This is a genomic window from Flammeovirga sp. SubArs3 (assembly GCF_947387565.1).
In the GTDB taxonomy this organism is placed as follows: Bacteria; Bacteroidota; Bacteroidia; order Cytophagales; family Flammeovirgaceae; genus Flammeovirga; species Flammeovirga agarivorans.
In genome coordinates this window covers 986,267-1,004,711 of record NZ_CANDOA010000002.1, presented here as the reverse complement: position 1 = coordinate 1,004,711, position 18,445 = coordinate 986,267, and the positions used below count along the sequence as shown (strand labels likewise).

The 18,445-nt window shown below is 36.1% G+C and carries 14 protein-coding genes; 1 reads left to right on the top strand and 13 read right to left on the bottom strand.

The features are described from left to right. Positions 1 to 89: 89 nt before the first annotated feature. The 9 genes from QL232_RS08580 to QL232_RS08540 all read right to left on the bottom strand — a co-directional run bounded on the left by QL232_RS08580 (position 90) and on the right by QL232_RS08540 (position 12,113). Positions 90 to 584, bottom strand: a complete 495-nt coding sequence (locus tag QL232_RS08580; protein WP_281613805.1) for a GNAT family N-acetyltransferase — start codon at positions 582 to 584, stop codon at positions 90 to 92. 82 nt (positions 585 to 666) lie between these two features. Next, positions 667 to 2,670, bottom strand: coding sequence for a SusF/SusE family outer membrane protein (locus tag QL232_RS08575; protein WP_281613804.1), 2,004 nt, complete (start codon positions 2,668 to 2,670; stop codon positions 667 to 669). A 71-nt stretch (positions 2,671 to 2,741) separates the two neighbouring features. Next, positions 2,742 to 4,349: a RagB/SusD family nutrient uptake outer membrane protein gene (locus tag QL232_RS08570; protein ID WP_281613803.1), complete on the bottom strand. Its 1,608-nt coding sequence runs from the start codon at positions 4,347 to 4,349 to the stop codon at positions 2,742 to 2,744. Between the two features lie 24 nt (positions 4,350 to 4,373). Further along, positions 4,374 to 7,385 (bottom strand): TonB-dependent receptor, encoded by a 3,012-nt coding sequence (locus QL232_RS08565; protein ID WP_281613802.1) that lies wholly within the window; start codon positions 7,383 to 7,385, stop codon positions 4,374 to 4,376. A gap of 502 nt (positions 7,386 to 7,887) precedes the next feature. After that, positions 7,888 to 8,586 (bottom strand): SDR family NAD(P)-dependent oxidoreductase, encoded by a 699-nt coding sequence (locus tag QL232_RS08560; RefSeq protein ID WP_281613801.1) that lies wholly within the window; start codon positions 8,584 to 8,586, stop codon positions 7,888 to 7,890. Next, a complete protein-coding gene (locus tag QL232_RS08555) occupies positions 8,586 to 9,203 on the bottom strand; it encodes a hypothetical protein (RefSeq protein WP_281613800.1) in 618 nt (205 codons plus the stop codon). Before QL232_RS08555 ends, QL232_RS08560 begins: the two co-directional genes overlap by 1 nt. 132 nt (positions 9,204 to 9,335) lie before the next feature. Beyond that, on the bottom strand, positions 9,336 to 10,229 hold the full coding sequence (locus tag QL232_RS08550; RefSeq protein WP_281613799.1) for an LD-carboxypeptidase: 894 nt from the start codon (positions 10,227 to 10,229) through the stop codon (positions 9,336 to 9,338). Positions 10,230 to 10,353: 124 nt separating this feature from the next. Next, positions 10,354 to 11,148, bottom strand: coding sequence for a thymidylate synthase (locus QL232_RS08545; RefSeq protein WP_281613798.1), 795 nt, complete (start codon positions 11,146 to 11,148; stop codon positions 10,354 to 10,356). Between the two features lie 44 nt (positions 11,149 to 11,192). After that, positions 11,193 to 12,113: a hypothetical protein gene (locus tag QL232_RS08540; RefSeq protein ID WP_281613797.1), complete on the bottom strand. Its 921-nt coding sequence runs from the start codon at positions 12,111 to 12,113 to the stop codon at positions 11,193 to 11,195. 271 nt (positions 12,114 to 12,384) lie between these two features. On the opposite strand from QL232_RS08540, the gene QL232_RS08535 reads away from it, so the two are divergent. Beyond that, complete coding sequence (locus QL232_RS08535) at positions 12,385 to 12,750, top strand: hypothetical protein (protein WP_281613796.1); 366 nt, start codon at positions 12,385 to 12,387, stop codon at positions 12,748 to 12,750. A gap of 84 nt (positions 12,751 to 12,834) precedes the next feature. On the opposite strand, the gene QL232_RS08530 is transcribed toward QL232_RS08535, so the two are convergent. From QL232_RS08530 to QL232_RS08515, 4 genes are all read right to left on the bottom strand, one after another. After that, positions 12,835 to 13,731 (bottom strand): alpha/beta hydrolase, encoded by an 897-nt coding sequence (locus QL232_RS08530; protein ID WP_281613795.1) that lies wholly within the window; start codon positions 13,729 to 13,731, stop codon positions 12,835 to 12,837. 2 nt (positions 13,732 to 13,733) lie between these two features. Further along, entirely contained in the window at positions 13,734 to 14,930 is a 1,197-nt protein-coding gene (locus QL232_RS08525; protein ID WP_281613794.1) for an acetylxylan esterase, read from the bottom strand. A gap of 111 nt (positions 14,931 to 15,041) precedes the next feature. Then, positions 15,042 to 16,823: a GDSL-type esterase/lipase family protein gene (locus tag QL232_RS08520; protein ID WP_281613793.1), complete on the bottom strand. Its 1,782-nt coding sequence runs from the start codon at positions 16,821 to 16,823 to the stop codon at positions 15,042 to 15,044. 1 nt (position 16,824) lies between these two features. Then, positions 16,825 to 18,414, bottom strand: a complete 1,590-nt coding sequence (locus QL232_RS08515) for a glycoside hydrolase (RefSeq protein ID WP_281613792.1) — start codon at positions 18,412 to 18,414, stop codon at positions 16,825 to 16,827. Positions 18,415 to 18,445 lie beyond the last annotated feature (31 nt).

Here is an 18,445-nt window from a genome sequence, read left to right as displayed (position 1 = left end):
AAATCCTAAGATAAATCACCTTTTTTTGATGACATTTTCATTAAATAACTTTAAGTGATTTTTAACGTGAGTTAATTAGCAAACCCACATCAATCAATTTTCTTAAGTAATACAAAATCATCCATAACATAGCCCTTTCCTATGTCTGCAACGACATCATCTATTTTTTCAAACCCCATTTTTGCATAGGCTTTTATCGCTCCCTCGTTATATTTATTGACGGTTAGACGTATTCCCCCTTTACCTCTTTGCTGTGCTTGGGAAACTACGTAGTTCATTCCATGTTTTGCAATTTTATTCCCTCTCAAAGCTGCTAAAACATAAATTTTAGAAAGGAACAATTGATCACTTTCTTCTTTAAAAGCAAGATACCCTGCCAGTTTATTATTGAATGATAAGGTATAATATTCCAATCCGTTTTCTACTTGTACTTCCATAGCAGAAAAAGACTGAAACTTGTCCAACATGTAGTCAACTTGTTCCTGCCCGATAATCTTGACATAATGCTCATTCCAAATTTCCTTTGCCAAGACCTCTATTTGTTTGAGTTGTTGATTAGTGGTTGCTTTTGTTATGTTTATCATAATTGAAATTGATTTAGGCTCAAAAATAAAAAAAAGCAACCCCATTTCTGAGGTTGCTTCTTATATATTTTATCTATAACTATTAGTTCTGAACTTTTGTCATACTGAATGTATCAGTATCAACATCATAAGTTAACGTAATAGTATAGTTACCTGGGTCTTCATTTACCATATTTGGTCCGTCAAAAACAACAACACCATCAGTGTCTGAAGCACCTAAGTTATATGCCCATTCATTGTTAGCTCTAAACTTGTACTCACCATGAGTTAAATCTCCTGTCCAAGTCCAAGTTTTAGTACCTTCATCTAATGTCATTTCCGAATCAGTAGCCCACTCACCTGGAGTAGCTGCACCAATTAATCCCCATTTTAATGGAACTAATTCATACGTTAATGATTCAGTATTCATTTTAACATCATAATGGTTTGTAGCTCCTACTGGAATATTACCAGCTCCACCATCAGTTGATAATTTATTGTCAGAAGCATAACCATAGTTAGTACCATCATTCCAGTTATCTACTGTAGTAAATTTAAAGCCATTATCAGCATCTGCTTGATCTAGCCACACCCATGCTGAGTAATTACCTTCTTGATCTTTTAGGTTAACAACATCATCTTCATTAAAACTCCAACCGTTGTAACCACCAATCATATATAAGTACTCTTGGAAAGCCAAGTAAGGAGTGATTGTCAATTCTAATAATTCAGACTCTAGTTTTGAACCTTCAGTAAACATTGCCACTACTCGTAAAGAGTGAACTAAAGATTTACCTGCTTCACCACCATTTTTAAGTGCTGCTGCATTTAATTCAGCTACAGTTAAAGTAGTTGTTAAGTCTGTTCCTTCATACAATACTTGTGACCCTAATAACAACTGGTACTTATCAAGTTCCTCTTCTCCAAATACAGCTGCAGACCAAGAAATAGCTTCAATTGCTTCATCTTTGTCTTCTTTCGCAAGAACATACTCAGTTGTTGTTAATGGAGTAAGAACTGGAGCAGTAATTTCGATCGCACCTTGGTAGTAGTAGATATACGTACCTGGGTTTTTAAGGTCAAGAATAACCATTTTGTTACCTGCTTTTACTTCAATTGGCTCACCACCAATTACAGTAATACCATCCATCTCGCCTTTACCAAAGTTGTGCTCATCTGTAGCATAGAAAGTAAATGAACCATCTACGAAGTCTACATTTGCATATAAGTAACGGTTTGTCGCATCATAGTCCATTACAATTTCACCATTTGGAACTGCAGTACCTTTCACTGAGAATACTAGTTGCTCAATAAATAATGATGAAGATCCATTTGTATTCATGAAGTAGAAACCAGGACCTGGAGTTACTTTAATATCTCCTCCATCTGTAGAAATTGCAGTTTTGATACCATTACCTTGGTTATCCCACTCACCATCTTGACCGTAGTTATCACCACCGTTCCAAGTTGCACCTGTTGACACCTTAAAGTTTTCATTTAAGTACATGTAACCAGTATATGGTCCACCTTCCTCTTCTTCAGAACCTAAAATTGTTGTTTCATCACCTTCAGTCCAACCTTGGTGATCACCACGAACATACATTCTGTTACCAGGTAATGAAGGAGTAAAATAAGGGTAAACATTAGCATTTGCAGGCTTAGCTGAAGATACTACACCAGAACCTGTAGGGAAATCACCGATAAATGCTTTAATATTTAATGTTACATTCTCTTCTGTAACCATACCTTCTGATAACGCACCTGTAATATACATGATGGCATCATTCAACTCTTTTTGAGAAATCTCAACAGAAGTAGCACTACCACTTACTAGCGTTACTACTGACTCTGCATCATATCCTTCAATTGAAGCTATAATTTGGTAGTTGTATTCTGTTGCAGCACCAAAATCAGCAGCAGACCACTCCAATGTTTCAAATGCATCTCCTGAAGTTTCTTCTGTAAATACGTACAGTTTTTCTGTGTCAGGAACTTTTGTAAACTCAGGACTTACATAATCCTCTGGATTACCAGTTTGAGTTAACTCTCTCTCACGGCAAGAAAAGAATGCCATGAAGATCATTAAGATTGATAATGTTTTTTTCATTACTTTTTTAGTATAAAGTTTTTGAAATATCTTCATACACAGCGGCATTAAATACCGCTGTGATATTTTTTCTAGTATCCTTTGTTTTGCGTCAAATTAGGGTTAGCTCCAATTTCTGATGAAGGAATTGGGTATACCTCATAAGTTTCAGCTACTGTTGTTAAACCACCTGGAGCTGTTTGAGCACCTTTGTATGGCCATGTTGGAACAACTGTACCTTTTGTGAAAGTATTGAATCTTCTAAGGTCTTGACGTCTATGTCCTTCCCAGTATAATTCTCTTGCTCTTTCAGCCAATAATACTTCAGCACTTACTGTTGGAACAGCAGTCGTCGGACGACCAGCTCTTTCCCATAAAAGTCTGATGTTATCATTCTTAGCTGAACCGTACATTCTCCATTCAATCTCAGTTTGCATTAATAATGCATCTGCTACACGGAATACAGGGAAGTTTGTTTCTGCGAAAGTAGCATCACCAGGATTACCTTTTGAATCTACGTTTCTGAATTTAGTTACCTGAACACCTTGAACAAATTGAGTGAAATCAACAATTTCTGTTAATTCATTACCATTATCATCTGTGTGTACAAAGAATAATGATCTTTCATCTGTAGCTCCATCAAAGTACTTTTGTAATGAAGTCATAGATCTGTTACCACCCCAACCTGGAGCACCCATCATATCTCTATCCATATCACCACCAGTCGCAGCATTGATTAGGTAAGTCATACCACCCCAAGTACGAGTTTGGTTACCGAAGTAGTTAATTGAGAAGATGATCTCATTGTACTCTTCGTAGTTATCCATTACGAATAATGATTGGTAAGCAGAAACAGCATTTTTCTCTGAATCAGAAATCATGTAGTTGTTTACAACTAAATCTGTATACTTTTTAGCATCTTCCCAGTGAGGCTCACCGATATACACTTCAGCATTTAAGTATAACTTAGCCAATAACATGTGTGCTACACCTTTGTTTGCTTGACCAAACATGCTAGATCCGATATCAACTAAGTGCTCATCGTTAGCATCATCAAGAATAGACTCTAATTCAGCTACTAAGTAGTCGAATAATTCTCTTCCTTCTTGTGCTCCCCAAGGCTCAGGTAAGTCTGATCCTACTGAATTTTCTTCAGTTACTTTAGGTACACCATTACCGTATAAATCTAAAGCATGCCAGTAAGAATAAGCTCTTAAGAATCTTGCCTCAGCTCTTTGTCTTGTTAGATCAAAACCAGAATCTGCTGCATCTCTTAAGAATTGGTTTGCTAAAGAGATTTGGTAGATAATTCTGTAATATAATGCTTCATTTAGCGTGTTGTTTGTTGACCAAGTCATTGTAGACATATCTGGTTGACCTGGGTCACCCCAACAGTTAATCGCTTCATCTGTTGGCAACTCTTGTGCTTCCCAATATCTACGTAAGTATTGTGATGCACCTTCGTCAATACCACCAAGGTCACCGTTACCATCAGGTCCTTGTTGTCCTGTTACTGCATAACCAGCATATAACTTTGCAAGACCTTGATTATAATCTTCAACACTTTGGTATACTTTATCTTTAGTATCAACATTTGGATCTACTGGCACTGTGTCCAACTGATGAACACAAGAAGTGAATCCTGCAGTAACAGCAATTGATGCTACTGCTATATATTTTTTGATTGATTTAAAATTCATCTTAATGTCTTATTTAAGTCGTTACTAGAAGTTCACGTTGAAACCTAACATGTAAGTCGTTGGACGTGGATACATGTTGTTATCGATACCACCTTGAATCTCTGGGTCAACACCTTTATAGTTTGAGAATACACAAGGGTTATTTACTGTACCGAATACACGAGCACTTGTTTTACCTCCGAATAAGTTATTGAAGTTATAACCTACCATGATGTTATCTATTCTTAAGAAGTTAGCATCTTGGATATAGTAATCAGAGTGTAACTGTCTAGTTTGGAAACCTGTGTTGTAAATATCAGTAGTCACGTTGTTTGTGTTGTTGTTTGCTGATACATACAATTGGTCATATGCAGAGTTGTTTGAATCTACGTTGTTGTACACCTGAGCACCAAATTGTGCACGAGCTGACATACTGAATTCCCAGTTTTTGTACATGAAACGAGTAGAGAAACCTAAGTAGAAGTTGGCCATAGGATCACCAGCGATGTACTTATCTTTTTCATCGATAACACCATCACCGTTTCTATCTACATATGCACCTTCAATTGGTTTACCATTATCGTCATAGATTTGCTCATATACTAAGAATGAATATGGAGTGTAACCTTCTCTATGAATTTGGATAGTTTCACCAGTACCACCTGCGATACCACCTACTTTCACACCTTCATAGTTAGGATCATCTACTAACGTAAGTTTTGTAATTTTCGAATCGTTCCAAGTCATGTTCACACCGAAGTCCCAGTGCATATCTTGCTTTTGGATAATTTTAGTGTTTACAGAGAATTCAACACCTTTGTTTTCCATTGAACCTACGTTCGTTAATAACATGTTTGTTAAGTTCGAACCACCTGGTACTGGAATAACGTTCAATAAGTCGTTTGTTACTCTGTAGTAACCTTCTAATGAACCTGTTACTCTATCGTTGAATAATCCGTAGTCGAAACCTGCGTTGTATGTGATTGTTTCTTCCCACTTGATGTTTTCGTCATAACCTTCTGGACGAGTAGTATTGATGTACTCCCATTGTCCTGTAGTTGGGTTATAGAAACCATACTTTGAGTTGGCATCACCTACTGTATAAGTTGGCATATAAGGGTAGTTACCTGCACCAATATTTTGCTGACCAGTAACACCTACACCTGCTCTTAATTTCAAGTCAGATACTGCAGTAACTCCTTGCATCCAAGGCTCTTCTTTAATTTTCCAAGCCAAAGCTAATGAAGGGAAAGTACCCCATCTGTTATTTGGAGAGAAACGAGATGTACCATCTTGACGAACTGTAACTGTTGCCATATACTTTTCATTGAAAGTATAGTTTGCTCTACCAAAGAATGAAACTAAGTAGTACTCAGTTGCCCAAGTTTGATCTTTTGTTTTATAACCGTAAGCGTTGCTTTCTACCGAAGTACCATCTTCGTAGAAGTGTTGCCATGAGTAACCACCCATTACATCAAATTTATGCTTACCAATTTCTTTATTGTATTGCGCATAAACATCCAATAACTCGTTACGTTTAGTTTGAGTGTAATCAGATACATAACCACCTTTCTCATCGCTACCTGCAGGGCCGTTGTTTTCATTCCATGAAGTCTCAAGTCCTTCATAAACACCACCTTTCGAAGATGAGTAGTCATAACCAGCGTTTACTTTAAAAGTAAGGTCTTCGAAACCGTGTACTTTATAGTCAAACTGTGCGTTACCAATACTTCTGTTTACATTAGATGTATTTGAGTTTTGGTGTACCATTGCCATTGGGTTAGAAGGAGCATTTACCGATCTACCTGATGCTGGATCACTTGTGTTTGTCCAAGTATGGTATCCACCATATTGTGGGAATCTATCATCGTATACTGGTTGCGTAGGATCGTAAGATACTGCAGAACCAATTGCACCTGTATTACCAAACTTGTTATTCACAAACATACCTTTTACTGAGGCATTGATTTTTAAGTGATCGTCTAATAATGACGGTGACAAGTTTAAGTTCATCGTAGTACGATCCATTGAAGAACCATCTAAAGTACCGTTATCTAATGTATAACCTACTGAAGCTCTATATGGTAACCATCCTTTTACGTTACCTGAAACACCTACGTTGTGGTCAGTACTTACTGAAGTATTCATCACTTCGCTTTGCCAGTTAGTATTCGCATCTCCTAATAAATGCTCACCTGGTCTACCTGACATCATTTGTCTGTATTGGTCCGCTGATAATACATCTACTTGATCGTTTAATGTATTGATTGATACTGAACCATTGTAGTTTACATTGATAGATGACTCGTTAGTAGCACCTTTCTTTGTTGTGATGATAATTACACCGTTTGATGCTCTTGAACCATAAATAGCAGTTGCAGAAGCATCTTTTAATACTGTCATTGACTCGATATCCGCAGGGTTAATTGCGTTTAATGGGTTACGCATACCTGATACACCTTCAGAATCTACTGGTACACCATCAATAACGATAAGTGGATCGTTAGAAGCTGATAATGAAGAACCTGAACGGATACGAATAGTTGATCCTGAACCTGGAGCACCACCACCTGTTGTGATTTGAACACCAGCTACTTTACCTTGTAATAAACCTTGAGGTGAGTTAATCGCACCTTTGTTAAAGCTATCTGCTGTTACTGCTTCAACTGATCCAGTAGCGTCCTTTTTTGTAGTGCTACCATAACCAATTACTAGTACTTCTTCCAACTGCTCAGCATCAACATCTAATGCGATATCGAAGTTTGTAGTTGTTCCAATCTCTGCTACCTTTTTCTGATAACCAATATAACTAAACTCTAAAAATTTAGCTGTTTCATTAAGGTCAATAGCAAATTTTCCGTCAAAATCAGTTGTTGTTCCTTGTGTAGTACCTTGAATAACTACTGCTACACCTGGTAAAGGACTTCCAGTCTCATCTACGACTGTTCCTTTAATAGTTCTTTGTTGTGCAATTACCGAAGTGCTCAAGAAAAATGAGAACATAACGATCAGGGCACCAACAAAAGACTCTTTTGTTAGAGGTAAAAGTTTGATCATAATAAGTAATAAAATGATAATAAAAATTTAGCTTCGATTAATAGGTTAGAATAACTATCAAATCAATTCTATACTTCTTATTTAGATTAAGTTTAACTATTTAAAATTGAAATTTTTTATGGTTAAAAAATATACAACTTATTTCCGCTTTAAATACAAGTGCAATATAAACACTTTAAAAAGAAATAAGAGTTTAATTATTGGTAAATTAAAGATCAAATTTTAACAAATTTGTTTTACCAAAAATGTTTAAAACTTCACCAACAACCATCAAAGCAGTGTTATTTAGTTAAAAAAACAAAAGCAAACGGTTGTTGATATTCTTAAAATTATCATAAAATACGAATCTATTTTAACATAAAAGAACTTTAATCATGTAACATTTTATAGTGATTTACGTCATCAAAAAGGAACAATATCATTAAAAAAGTGTTTCAATCGGTTGCGACAAATTATTGATATTACACAAAAAAAGGAGATGAATTAATCATCTCCTTTTTCGTTAGGGATTCGTTGCCCATATACTCATATTGGGAATGAAACTTCTCCGAGGTAACAACAACTGACTTATAACGGCTGATGCAACATCCTCCGCTGTGAGTTGTTCTTCATCCAAAGGTATTTTCCCTCCTTTATTATTGTTATTAGTTCCAGTCGTCCAACTAGGGTCAACATGAAAAACTCTGATTCCTTCTTTACGAACTTCTTTTATCAAAGTTTGCGAGAAATTAGCTAAAGCGGCTTTACTAGAAGCATAAGCTGCTCCTTGAGGAAAACCATATCCACCACCTGTCGCTCCTATATTGATTATATCCCCTTCTTTTCTTGATCGAAATTGAGGTAAAAAGTATTTTGTGATCATGGCAGGTGCAATGACATTGATTGCATACATCTTCTCAAAGTCTTGCCTGGATAGTTCTTCTAATGGTGCAACAATTACATAACCGGCATTATTAATAAGAATATCAACATTCTCTAACTGTTCACCAACAAACTGGCAGAAAGTATCAATATCATTCTGTAATGTTAGATCTACTGCAATACCTTTTGCTGAAGTCGTCTTATTGATCTCATCAACAAGGTCTTTTTCCTGTCCGCAGAAAACAACCTCTGCTTTTGACATCAAGAATTGCGAAAGAATGCAACGGCCAATACCAGAAGTACCACCCGTAATCACCACTTTTTTACCTTCTAAACTCATTATACTGTGAATGCATAAATTTGATCAATCATTTCATCGGCATCGAAGTACCCTGCAGCTAATTTTTCGATGGTAGCTGTAGTATCAATAAACAAGCTTGGAAAACCTGCTGCCATTTTCCTTGACTGATTGATTTCCTCGATCGTCTCTTTCTGATTCTCTTCATTACCCCAAGAATCCATAAATGGTTGAGGATCTATGTCCAGTTTTTGTAAAATGGCAATGTACGTTTTAAAATCATCAAAACGCTGACCGAAATAGAATTGAGCTTTTTGTAATTCCGAGGCAAACTCCAAAGTCTTTTCAGGAGCATTTTTCTTTACCCAAGAGATCGCTAAACAAGGTTCAAAGCTAGAGAAAGTATATGATTCATCCTTTGTCAGCTCGTAAAATTCTGTAGAAACCAACGCCCCTGTTTTCTTCTCCATTACAGGAGAGTTTTTTTGAATGAATCCATGTAAAGCCTCTCCTCCTGCAGGTGCTTGCTCACCAACCCACATTCCTCCGACCATAAGTTCAAAATCCAACTCAGGGTAAGCTTCTACAACTTTTTTGATGTTATCACTATTACCATAACACCACCCGCATTGGGGGTCCATTATATATATAAGTTTCATTGTCGTAATTTTTGTTTAAACAAAGATGTAGATTATTCAGAAGATAAAAAAAGCTAAGAGTGACACCTCAAAGCTTTTGTTTATCTTTTTAGATAAGATTAACCTTATTAATAACTCGAATACACCCTTACTCTATAAGTTGCTCGCATATTCGATTAAAGCCTTATCATCAATACATTTAATTGTGTATTGCCCACCTAAAATGATTGGCGTATTAGGATACTCATGTCCGCAGGTTACTCCTGTGATAACAGGAACATCTACTTTTTCTTTAATAATTTGTTTAACAGTTAATGGGAATGGTCTTTCTTCATCAGGAACCATAGAAAACTGCCCCATAATAATTGCCTTTACCTTATTTAGATCTCCACTCCTTTTAAGGCGAGTAATCATACGGTCAACTTGATAAGGCTTTTCGCCAACTTCTTCAAGGAAAAGAATTTTATCTTCAATATCCAACTCTGAATAGGTTCCTATCTGATCGGCAATCATACATAGGTTACCACCGACCATTGTTCCTGTGATCTCCCTATCAGAATACTCTTCTTTTATATCACCTTTTAACATAGGAACCTCATCATAGAATAGCATTCCTTTTAATTGAGAAATACTCACTTCCAACTCCTTCTTATTGAATTGGGCAACCATTGGTCCATGAATACTCGCAAACCCAATATTATTAATACATGTATGCAAAGTAGTTACATCAGAAAAGCCTATTACCCATTTAGGGTGATCTATAAACTTTGCCCAATCCACTCTATCTATTATTCTAGTTAATCCATACCCACCTCGAGCTAAAAATATTGCTTTAATTTCAGGATCGTCCAAAGCTTCTTGTAAACGACTTATTCTTCGACTATCTGCACCCGCCAATGAGCCCCATTCAGCTGCCCACTGTTGATCATCAGACACTATCAACCCCCAAGCTCTCAGTACTTCTATTCCATCTAATACCGCATCAATATTTACTACACCAGAAGCAGCAACAACAGCAACTTTATCTCCTCTTTGTAAGATTCCCATAGTCTTGATTTAAGTTTTCATAAGGTATAAATCTATGTAATTAAATTTAGTGATAGTTAAGGGAAATAAAAAAGCCTAGATCATCGAAATGTGACCTAGGCTTACATGTTATTCTGTTCTATATCTATACTGACACTTCTGCTTTAATATGAGGATGAGGATCGTATCCTTCTAGTTTAAAATCTTCATATTTAAAACCAAAAATATCTTTAATTTCAGGATTAATCGACATGGTTGGTAGAGATCTAAAATCTCTTGTCAATTGCAACTCTGCTTGTTCTATATGGTTGTTATACAAGTGAGCATCACCTAAGGTATGAACAAAGTCACCTGGTTCTAAATCACAAACTTGTGCAATCATAACAGTAAGCAAGGCATACGAAGCAATATTAAACGGTACTCCTAAAAATACATCTGCACTTCTCTGATATAACTGACAAGATAGTTTACCATCTGCCACATAGAATTGGAAAAGAGCATGACAAGGCATTAAGGCCATTTTAGAAAGTTCTCCAACATTCCAAGCAGAAATCACTAGACGTCTTGAGTTAGGGTTCGTTTTGATCTCATTAATTAACCAAGAAATTTGATCGATCACTTCACCATCTGTATTGGTCCATGATCTCCATTGTTTCCCATAAACTGGTCCCAATTCACCATTTTCATCTGCCCATTCGTTCCAAATTCTCACACCATTTTCTTGAAGGTAAGCGACGTTTGTGTCTCCTTTCAAAAACCACAATAACTCATGAATGATTGAGCGTAAGTGAAGCTTTTTAGTTGTTAATACAGGAAATCCTTCCGAAAGGTCAAAACGCATTTGATGACCAAATACAGATCTAGTACCTGTACCCGTTCTATCTCCTTTCTCCGCTCCTTCTTCTAAAATACGTTTGAGTAAATCGTGGTATTGTTTCATGTTGATGTGATCGTCTGTCTTATAAAAATCGGCTACAAATAACGTCAATTTCTTTCGATTAAAAAACAACTTTCTTGGTCATAGTAATATTCACTTCTCAATGCCCCTCCAATGTATTGGTAAGACAGATTTTGGTCGTTATATTGATTTACACCTCTAAGAATATTTTTCCCTTCAGAGGTTAAAATAAGATATCCATCTTCATTGACTTCTAGTAAGTCCTTTTTCATTTGTTTGATGATCCTTTCGTATTGTAAGTCTCCAAAACCTTCAATTGATTGTCTTCTTAAAAGCTTACCAATAAGCTTCCTTTCTATACATGGTTCATCGTATAAAAATTTTAAAATACGACGTTCAATTTTACTTAAGCCTGTTTCTAACCAAGGGAATTGCTCCATATATGCTTTCATGATGTCATCAATATATGGAAAACAGCTTGGTGACTTTTTAATTAATTGGATAAGATTTTCAAAATCAGCATTGACATAATATTTCCAGAAATTACCTGCATACTGAATATCGGAAGGTTTAAGATCTACTCTATTATTATAGAGTGATGGATAATCTTCAGGTTTATATTCTCCTAACCCCTTCTTCTGATCTCCTAACACTAAAGACACCTTAACATCTTTTTTGTCTAGCGAGTTAATGTAAGACAACACAGCAAATAAGTTGATGTAACAAAAGAGATCATTCTCAAACCATAGGGTGATCATTTGAGCTGATTGCAACTCTTGAAGTCTTGAAAGCTCATGAAACGATATCGCATTATACTCTTCGTTAGTGATCTTATAATTCACTAAAAAGAACTTTCTTCTTGTATCGAAGAAACCTTCGCTCCACAGTAATGGGTGCTGATCTCCTTCGACCAACATTTCCCTAAAAATGATCGGATCACCTCCAAAATCCTGTGTTTTCCACAGCTGGAAGCTACTGTCTCCGTTAAGAACATGATAGTGTTTCATAGTAGTATTATATGGGTTAATTGTTTTCTTATTTGTTTGAACGTGCATTGGTCTAATGAAGTTTTAATTCGTTCAATCTCATCAATTTATCTACAGCAATTTTGTTCGTTAAATATATTCCAATAATAATTGAAATCCAATGCAAATAACCATTAATAAATATGCATTTTTCATAAATTTTCAATATAATGCATGTTAGACGCGGAATGACTTTGTCATTTACAAGTGTGTGTTAATTAACAGGTAACTTATATAACTTTTAACGACTACCATGAGACCACTATCAAAAAGAGAACAAGATATTATATCTGTGATTAAAACCAGTCTCCGAGAATCTATGAAGTTTGGTTTTATTTCTGATTATATGTCATTGCTGATTGAAAACCATAAAGAGAAAGCGCAAACTGCTCTTGATAAACTTTGCCCACATGTCGGTGCTCAAGAAGCAAAATTAAGTGCGGAAGATGTTATGATTATGCGTAAGGTAATGGAACTAGTTTCTGAGCCAGATATGCCTTTCGTTAATATCATTCACCCATTCCAAAGAGACTTAGCCAAAAGCTTTTCTCTAACATGGCTGTATAACCTTGCAGAAGTAGGTACACCTATGGTAAAAGTTCCTTCATATTTGAAATAATTACATTTCTATTAAATATAGAATCGCTATAAAAAATGCCTCAAGCTTACTTATAACTTGAGGCATTTTTCTTTTTTAAATATCCTAGTTGATTCCTCTGTTCATTCTCTTGACCCAATTGATAAATAAATCACTCCACTGATCTGTTCCATCACTTGCTCGACCTAAACCAAAACCATGACCACCTTTTGGAAAGATGTGTGTCTCGACTTCAGCTCCTACTTTATTCATCTTTTCAGCATAAACAGTAGTTTCTTCAATAAAGCAAATATCATCATCATAAGCATGTACTAAAAACGTTGGTGGGGTATCCTTTGTTACCAGGTTCATAAGAGTATTCTCTTCCACTTCGCTAGCAGTTAATTTTCTATGGTAAAGGTCATTTTCTAACCATTCAATATTCAATTTTGTCATCTGAGTCACCCCATAAATATATGCCGCAAAATTAGGGTTTTCATCTTCCGCTTCACTTTTCCATAGTGTAGTAACAGTTGCTAAATGAGCTCCAGCAGAAAAGCCCATTACTCCCACTTTTGACGCATCAAAGGAATATTTATCAGCAAAGCTTCTTAATAGAGACAGTCCCTTTCTTGCATCCGCTAAAGGTACACTTTCTGGTACTGTGCAGCTTTTAAGGTTGGGTAAACGGTACTTTAACACTGCAGCAGTAATTCCGTTTTCTGCTAACTTCTTGGCTACATCATACCCTTCATGATACATGGCTACTAAACCATATCCTCCGCCAGGCATAATCAGCACAGCTTTGTCTGTTTTGTGTTTTCCTTTTGCCTTAAAGACGGTAATTGTAGGATGAGTAATATCAAAAACGCAGAGGGTACCATAAGCCTCCTTTTCATATTCTTTTAGGTCATTTTCCTTATAAAATGGTATTTCAACTTTTTCCCATAAAGGATACACCTCTTGCCCGTAAAGTGATGTTGAAAGGAGTAGAATCAACCAAAATATTAATTGCTTTTGCATGTTTATTTGTTCTCTTTATCCATTTTAAAAAAAGATCTCACTTCTTGGTAGTGTTCCTCCCAGCGTTCATCACTTACCCAATGTCCCTGATCCTGGTCAATAAAATATTTTTTAGGAGTTGTAATTCGATTATAGGCTGCAAAGCTGGTTGCGGGAGGACATACTTCATCTTGCATACCAATTCCCATATACACTGGACACTGAATTTTATCGACCATATTTTTTGTATCAAAATAACTTAATGTCGTTAATATTTCATCCCATGAAACATTGGGATGATGAGCCATCCATTCATCAATTTCTTCCCAATTTGAAATACTAAAATACCTTTCCCAATCCGTTAAAAATGGTATATCAGCAATACATAAACTTACTCTTTGATCTAGAGAAGCAGTCACCCATGCTAAGCCTCCCCCTTGTGAGGCTCCCCATACGGCAATCTTCGATTGATCCACTTCTTCTCTTGTCATTAAGAAATCCATCGCTCTTAGACAGTCCAAATAGATGCCATAGTAGTAGAATGCTTTTGGATTGTCAAGCCCTCTTGCCCACATCTTGTAGTTTCTTTCTCCTGTATTGTCGCTATTACCATGATCTCTAACATTGAAAGAGAAAATCACCATATCATCATATTTATCCACAGGTTCAAGGTTTACAGTATAGCCAGGCACTTGCAGTAATGTTGGGTATACTCCTTTCTTTTTAGGGACTTCTAACCAACCTCTTACTGTTAATCCACCAATGCTTTTCATTTCTACCTCATACAAATGTGTTTTGGCAGATTTATCTCTTTTGATCTTTTTGACTTTATATTCAGGATTGACTTGAGATAACTCGTCTTTTGCATTGCTCCAAAAGGCATCAAAATCGTCTGTTTTCCTTAAAGGAGAAGTAATCTTTTCGGGGTTAACAGTAACTACTGTTTTAATTTTTTGTGATGTTTCTGCTGTTTGTACTATAGCCCTTACTTCAAAAAATCCATCCGATTGAAAACGATAAATTGGACAATAAGCCCATACTACCGAGTCGCCTTTTACTTTATAAGGAAACTCTTTTTCTCTTAGAACTACCCCTTCATCATTGGTAATTTGCCAATTAATAGTAAACTCCTGATCTACACTATTTTTATTGAGTACCTCAGCATGGAGTTGTAATACCCTATTTGGGAAAAAACCATCATTTGAAGGTACTAAACTCACCTGTAGAGATTCTTTATTTTGGGCAGTCAGACACAAACAAAACGCTAAGAAAAAAAATGTACAAAAATACCTTTTCATTGTTTTTACTATCAGTTTTCTAAAAATTAGAACCTAGTTTTTGATGATTTTATAAGTCTCAGATTTTAAAGGGTTTTTCAGAAAATACATCCCAGAACTCCACAAAGACACATCTAAAAATGACTCTTTTCCTTGATGCTTCAGCTGTCCCATTTCATTAAATATCACATATTCATTATTGGAATCAATACTTTCTATATACAATGTATGTTGTACTGGGTTAGGGTACACTTGAAAACCCATTTTCTTCTTTGGAATATTACTGTTGGATGTCACATTCTCTTCTTCCATTTCAATAAGATCAAATTGAACAATACCATCTTCAGCATCTAATTGAATATCAATTTGCCAAGTGTCTAGAGGTGCCTTTTGAGTGGTGATTGAAATGTTCTGCCAATCCGTTCCTACTTCAAAACTTTTTGTTTCCTCAGTAATCACAGCCTGTCCTTGAGACCTAAATGCATATCTAAGTTTTGAACTTCCCGTACCTTTTACCCATACTGATATACTGTATTGCATACCATTTTGAGATTTTACCGCATAGTGTACACCTCCATTTCCATAGCATTCTACTACCGCCTCTCCATCTTTTGCGTTACTACTTTCAACAATGGTTTTTGCAGTACTTTGCAATGACCCTGCTCTCCAACCATCAGGACGGGTAAGAATACTTCTTTCAAAGGATCTGTTTCCTAAAAGTTCATTGCTCATTGGAAACGCGTTGTACAGTTTATAGTCAGCATCATCTAAGATATTCCAATTCATCTCTTTAGAAATATGTTCTACTAAGACTTGTGCAAATCCTGCATGTTCCCCTACAACCGCATGGTCTTGTCCCCACAACCAAGGAAATTTGACATAAGATATATTTTTATCCCCTGATTCATGAAACTGATCAACCATTTCATCAATGTAATCTGTAGGCTCTCCTACTGCCCAACCTTCAGAATTGGCCAAAACAATGTGTGCCTTTGGATATACTTTTCTCAGTTGATCTTCTACAAAGTTCTTCCATCCATTTTTCTGCATTTGTTTTGTTGCTCCTGACCAATAATCATTAGCTCCAAGGTTTACAACAACCACATCAGGAGTAGTATTTAGATAGTTTTCTTCTGGATTCCATTGGTTGGTGACTGCATTATCTGTTTTGATATGAATCTTTTCAAAGTAATCCGTAAGGTTTCGATCTCCCATCTTGGGAGTAATTCCAAAACCACCCGCTGAAAAATTAGTAAACTCTGCCTCTAGTGCTCTACTTGTAAAACCAGGGTAGGTAAAATACCCTCCTGCTTCACCATCTCCTCCCTGATCTTTATCATTCCAAGCTGACCAACCCGATGGATTAGAATCTCCATAAAACTCTATCATTCTAGACTTTCTATTGGGTAATGCTAATGCACCACTACCGTCAGTAGCAAAGCCATGAAACTCAATCATTCCCCAATATTCATTTAACTTGACAAGTTCTACGGTATGTTCCTTATTTTCTAGTCCTTCAAGAATAGTATACTCTTGTTTTGATGTCTTGATTTCAAGAACATTTCGTTCAAAGGGGCTCGCTTTACCATCAAGTATCACATAAAGGTAACTTAAACCGTTCCCATCAAAATTCTTAGCAGAAAAAGTACCTTTTAATGTTGTCCCAGAAAACTTCATTTTAATACTACTCGAAGGCATACTGAAACGAGGAATTAAAGGGTCCGAAAATTCTACTCTCCCTCGATACTGAATTGCATGATCATTGGGTTGAATTACAGATTGACCAAAACCTACAACTGAGAAACAAAACAGTATGATAAAATTTAGTATCCTCATATTATTTCTTTATCACATAAGTTGTTACCGATTGTGGAGCCACAACAATGTCTTGACTTACTTCCTGAGTACCTATAAATGATAAATCTTCGCTTCTAGATGTGCGGTACATTTTCATCTCATTATTTGCTAACTGCCCATCGAAATCAAACTGAATTGTATATTCATAGTTATTATAATTCACCAATACCACCACCACTTCATCATTATTCATATAAGCAGAGGCCATAATTCTTTTTTGGGTAAAAGGATCATCATTCGTTTTTCCGAACAATTGATTAGTATGAACTCTCTGCATACCATTTTTTACAAATCGGCTGTAGTTTCCTAAAGTATACAGCATTTTAGATGTTTGATAACCACCATTGACCTCTGATTTATCAATGTATACCAAACCATCTTTATAGTCATAAGGACTCATTGCAATCCACCATTGCCAAGCAGATGCATTGGCTTCAGTAAGGTCATAATGCATCACTCTAGCCAAATACAACCCCATGTCAATACTTAGGTCTTTTCCATTACCATCAATGCCTTCTTCGCTATCTCCCATAATACAATACTCAGACATATTGTATTTAAGGTTAGGGTTCACCTCTTTAATCTTACTCCATAATTCTTTTCTCATTGGAGCCAAATTAGATTGTTCTGTAGTCCAGTAGCTATGCCCTGCAACAAAATCAGACATATGTGATAAATCAGCTACATAATTGGAACCACTACCAAAAAATTCAGCAATTTGATTGTCTTTATCAGGGCGGTTTGTTCCACTTTGGTAGAGGTAATCTATCTGCCCTGCCTCAGTAATTTCAATTTTTGTCGACAGGCCTTTTTCAGTTAGTTTGCTATCTAATTTTCTTACTAAGTTGGCTACCTCTTCGTTAGTAAAAGGGCACCCTTCTTGTTCGGAGCTTTTATCCCAATCCCATTGTGTTTCATTGACAGGGCTTAACTCATCCAAAGTAATTCCTTCTGTTTGTAATTGGACTGTTACATAAGTTAAAAACTCTGCAAAATTTTCAAACTCGCTTGGATCTAAATTGGACTGTTGAGCTGCAGAAGTATTGGCTTTACCATTTTTTGTCATTTGTACTGGAGCACTATTAGAGAAGCCTATAAACTTTTGTACTCCTCTTTGTTTTGCTGCTTGAAGAAACCAACGCTGACCTGATTGTTGTGTCCAATCATACGTACCATCTTCTTGTAAAAAACCTTCCGTTCTTCTCCAAAGGTCATTAATATCACTTCCTGCTCCTTGTGCTTTTGAACCTGCTCCGATATTAAATCTCCATATATTAAGACCAATACCTTCAGGGTTGCCTTCATCATCTACGGCTGTTGAAAAAAGTAAGTCAGCAATTGCACTTTTTGTCGCATCCGGCCAATTACCAACATATTGTGCCGACCATGCATCGGAAGCTCCAAAACCTTCCATTTGTTGATACGTTTGTGTTAAATCTATACTCAATACTGTATCTTCCAAGGTCTTATCTTCATTTCCTGTTGTTTCTTCAGAACAAGAAGTAAGTCCTAAACAAATGGAAAGAATTATTGTCGTCCATTTCATATAACTGATGTAAAAGTGATTCATAATAATTACATTTTGTTCGTTAAGTTTAGAA

What these genes read in the sequence shown, in the direction of transcription:
- QL232_RS08550 (WP_281613799.1), bottom strand. Translation starts at nt 10,229, where the DNA reads ATGGGAATCTTACAAAGAGGAGATAAAGTTGCTGTTGTTGCTGCTTCT.
- QL232_RS08575 (WP_281613804.1), bottom strand. Translation starts at nt 2,670, where the DNA reads ATGAAAAAAACATTATCAATCTTAATGATCTTCATGGCATTCTTTTCT.
- QL232_RS08545 (WP_281613798.1), bottom strand. Translation starts at nt 11,148, where the DNA reads ATGAAACAATACCACGATTTACTCAAACGTATTTTAGAAGAAGGAGCG.
- QL232_RS08520 (WP_281613793.1), bottom strand. Translation starts at nt 16,823, where the DNA reads ATGAGGATACTAAATTTTATCATACTGTTTTGTTTCTCAGTTGTAGGT.
- QL232_RS08530 (WP_281613795.1), bottom strand. Translation starts at nt 13,731, where the DNA reads ATGCAAAAGCAATTAATATTTTGGTTGATTCTACTCCTTTCAACATCA.
- QL232_RS08540 (WP_281613797.1), bottom strand. Translation starts at nt 12,113, where the DNA reads ATGAAACACTATCATGTTCTTAACGGAGACAGTAGCTTCCAGCTGTGG.
- QL232_RS08515 (WP_281613792.1), bottom strand. Translation starts at nt 18,414, where the DNA reads ATGAATCACTTTTACATCAGTTATATGAAATGGACGACAATAATTCTT.
- QL232_RS08560 (WP_281613801.1), bottom strand. Translation starts at nt 8,586, where the DNA reads ATGAGTTTAGAAGGTAAAAAAGTGGTGATTACGGGTGGTACTTCTGGT.
- QL232_RS08570 (WP_281613803.1), bottom strand. Translation starts at nt 4,349, where the DNA reads ATGAATTTTAAATCAATCAAAAAATATATAGCAGTAGCATCAATTGCT.
- QL232_RS08535 (WP_281613796.1), top strand. Translation starts at nt 12,385, where the DNA reads ATGAGACCACTATCAAAAAGAGAACAAGATATTATATCTGTGATTAAA.
- QL232_RS08580 (WP_281613805.1), bottom strand. Translation starts at nt 584, where the DNA reads ATGATAAACATAACAAAAGCAACCACTAATCAACAACTCAAACAAATA.
- QL232_RS08565 (WP_281613802.1), bottom strand. Translation starts at nt 7,385, where the DNA reads ATGATCAAACTTTTACCTCTAACAAAAGAGTCTTTTGTTGGTGCCCTG.
- QL232_RS08555 (WP_281613800.1), bottom strand. Translation starts at nt 9,203, where the DNA reads ATGAAACTTATATATATAATGGACCCCCAATGCGGGTGGTGTTATGGT.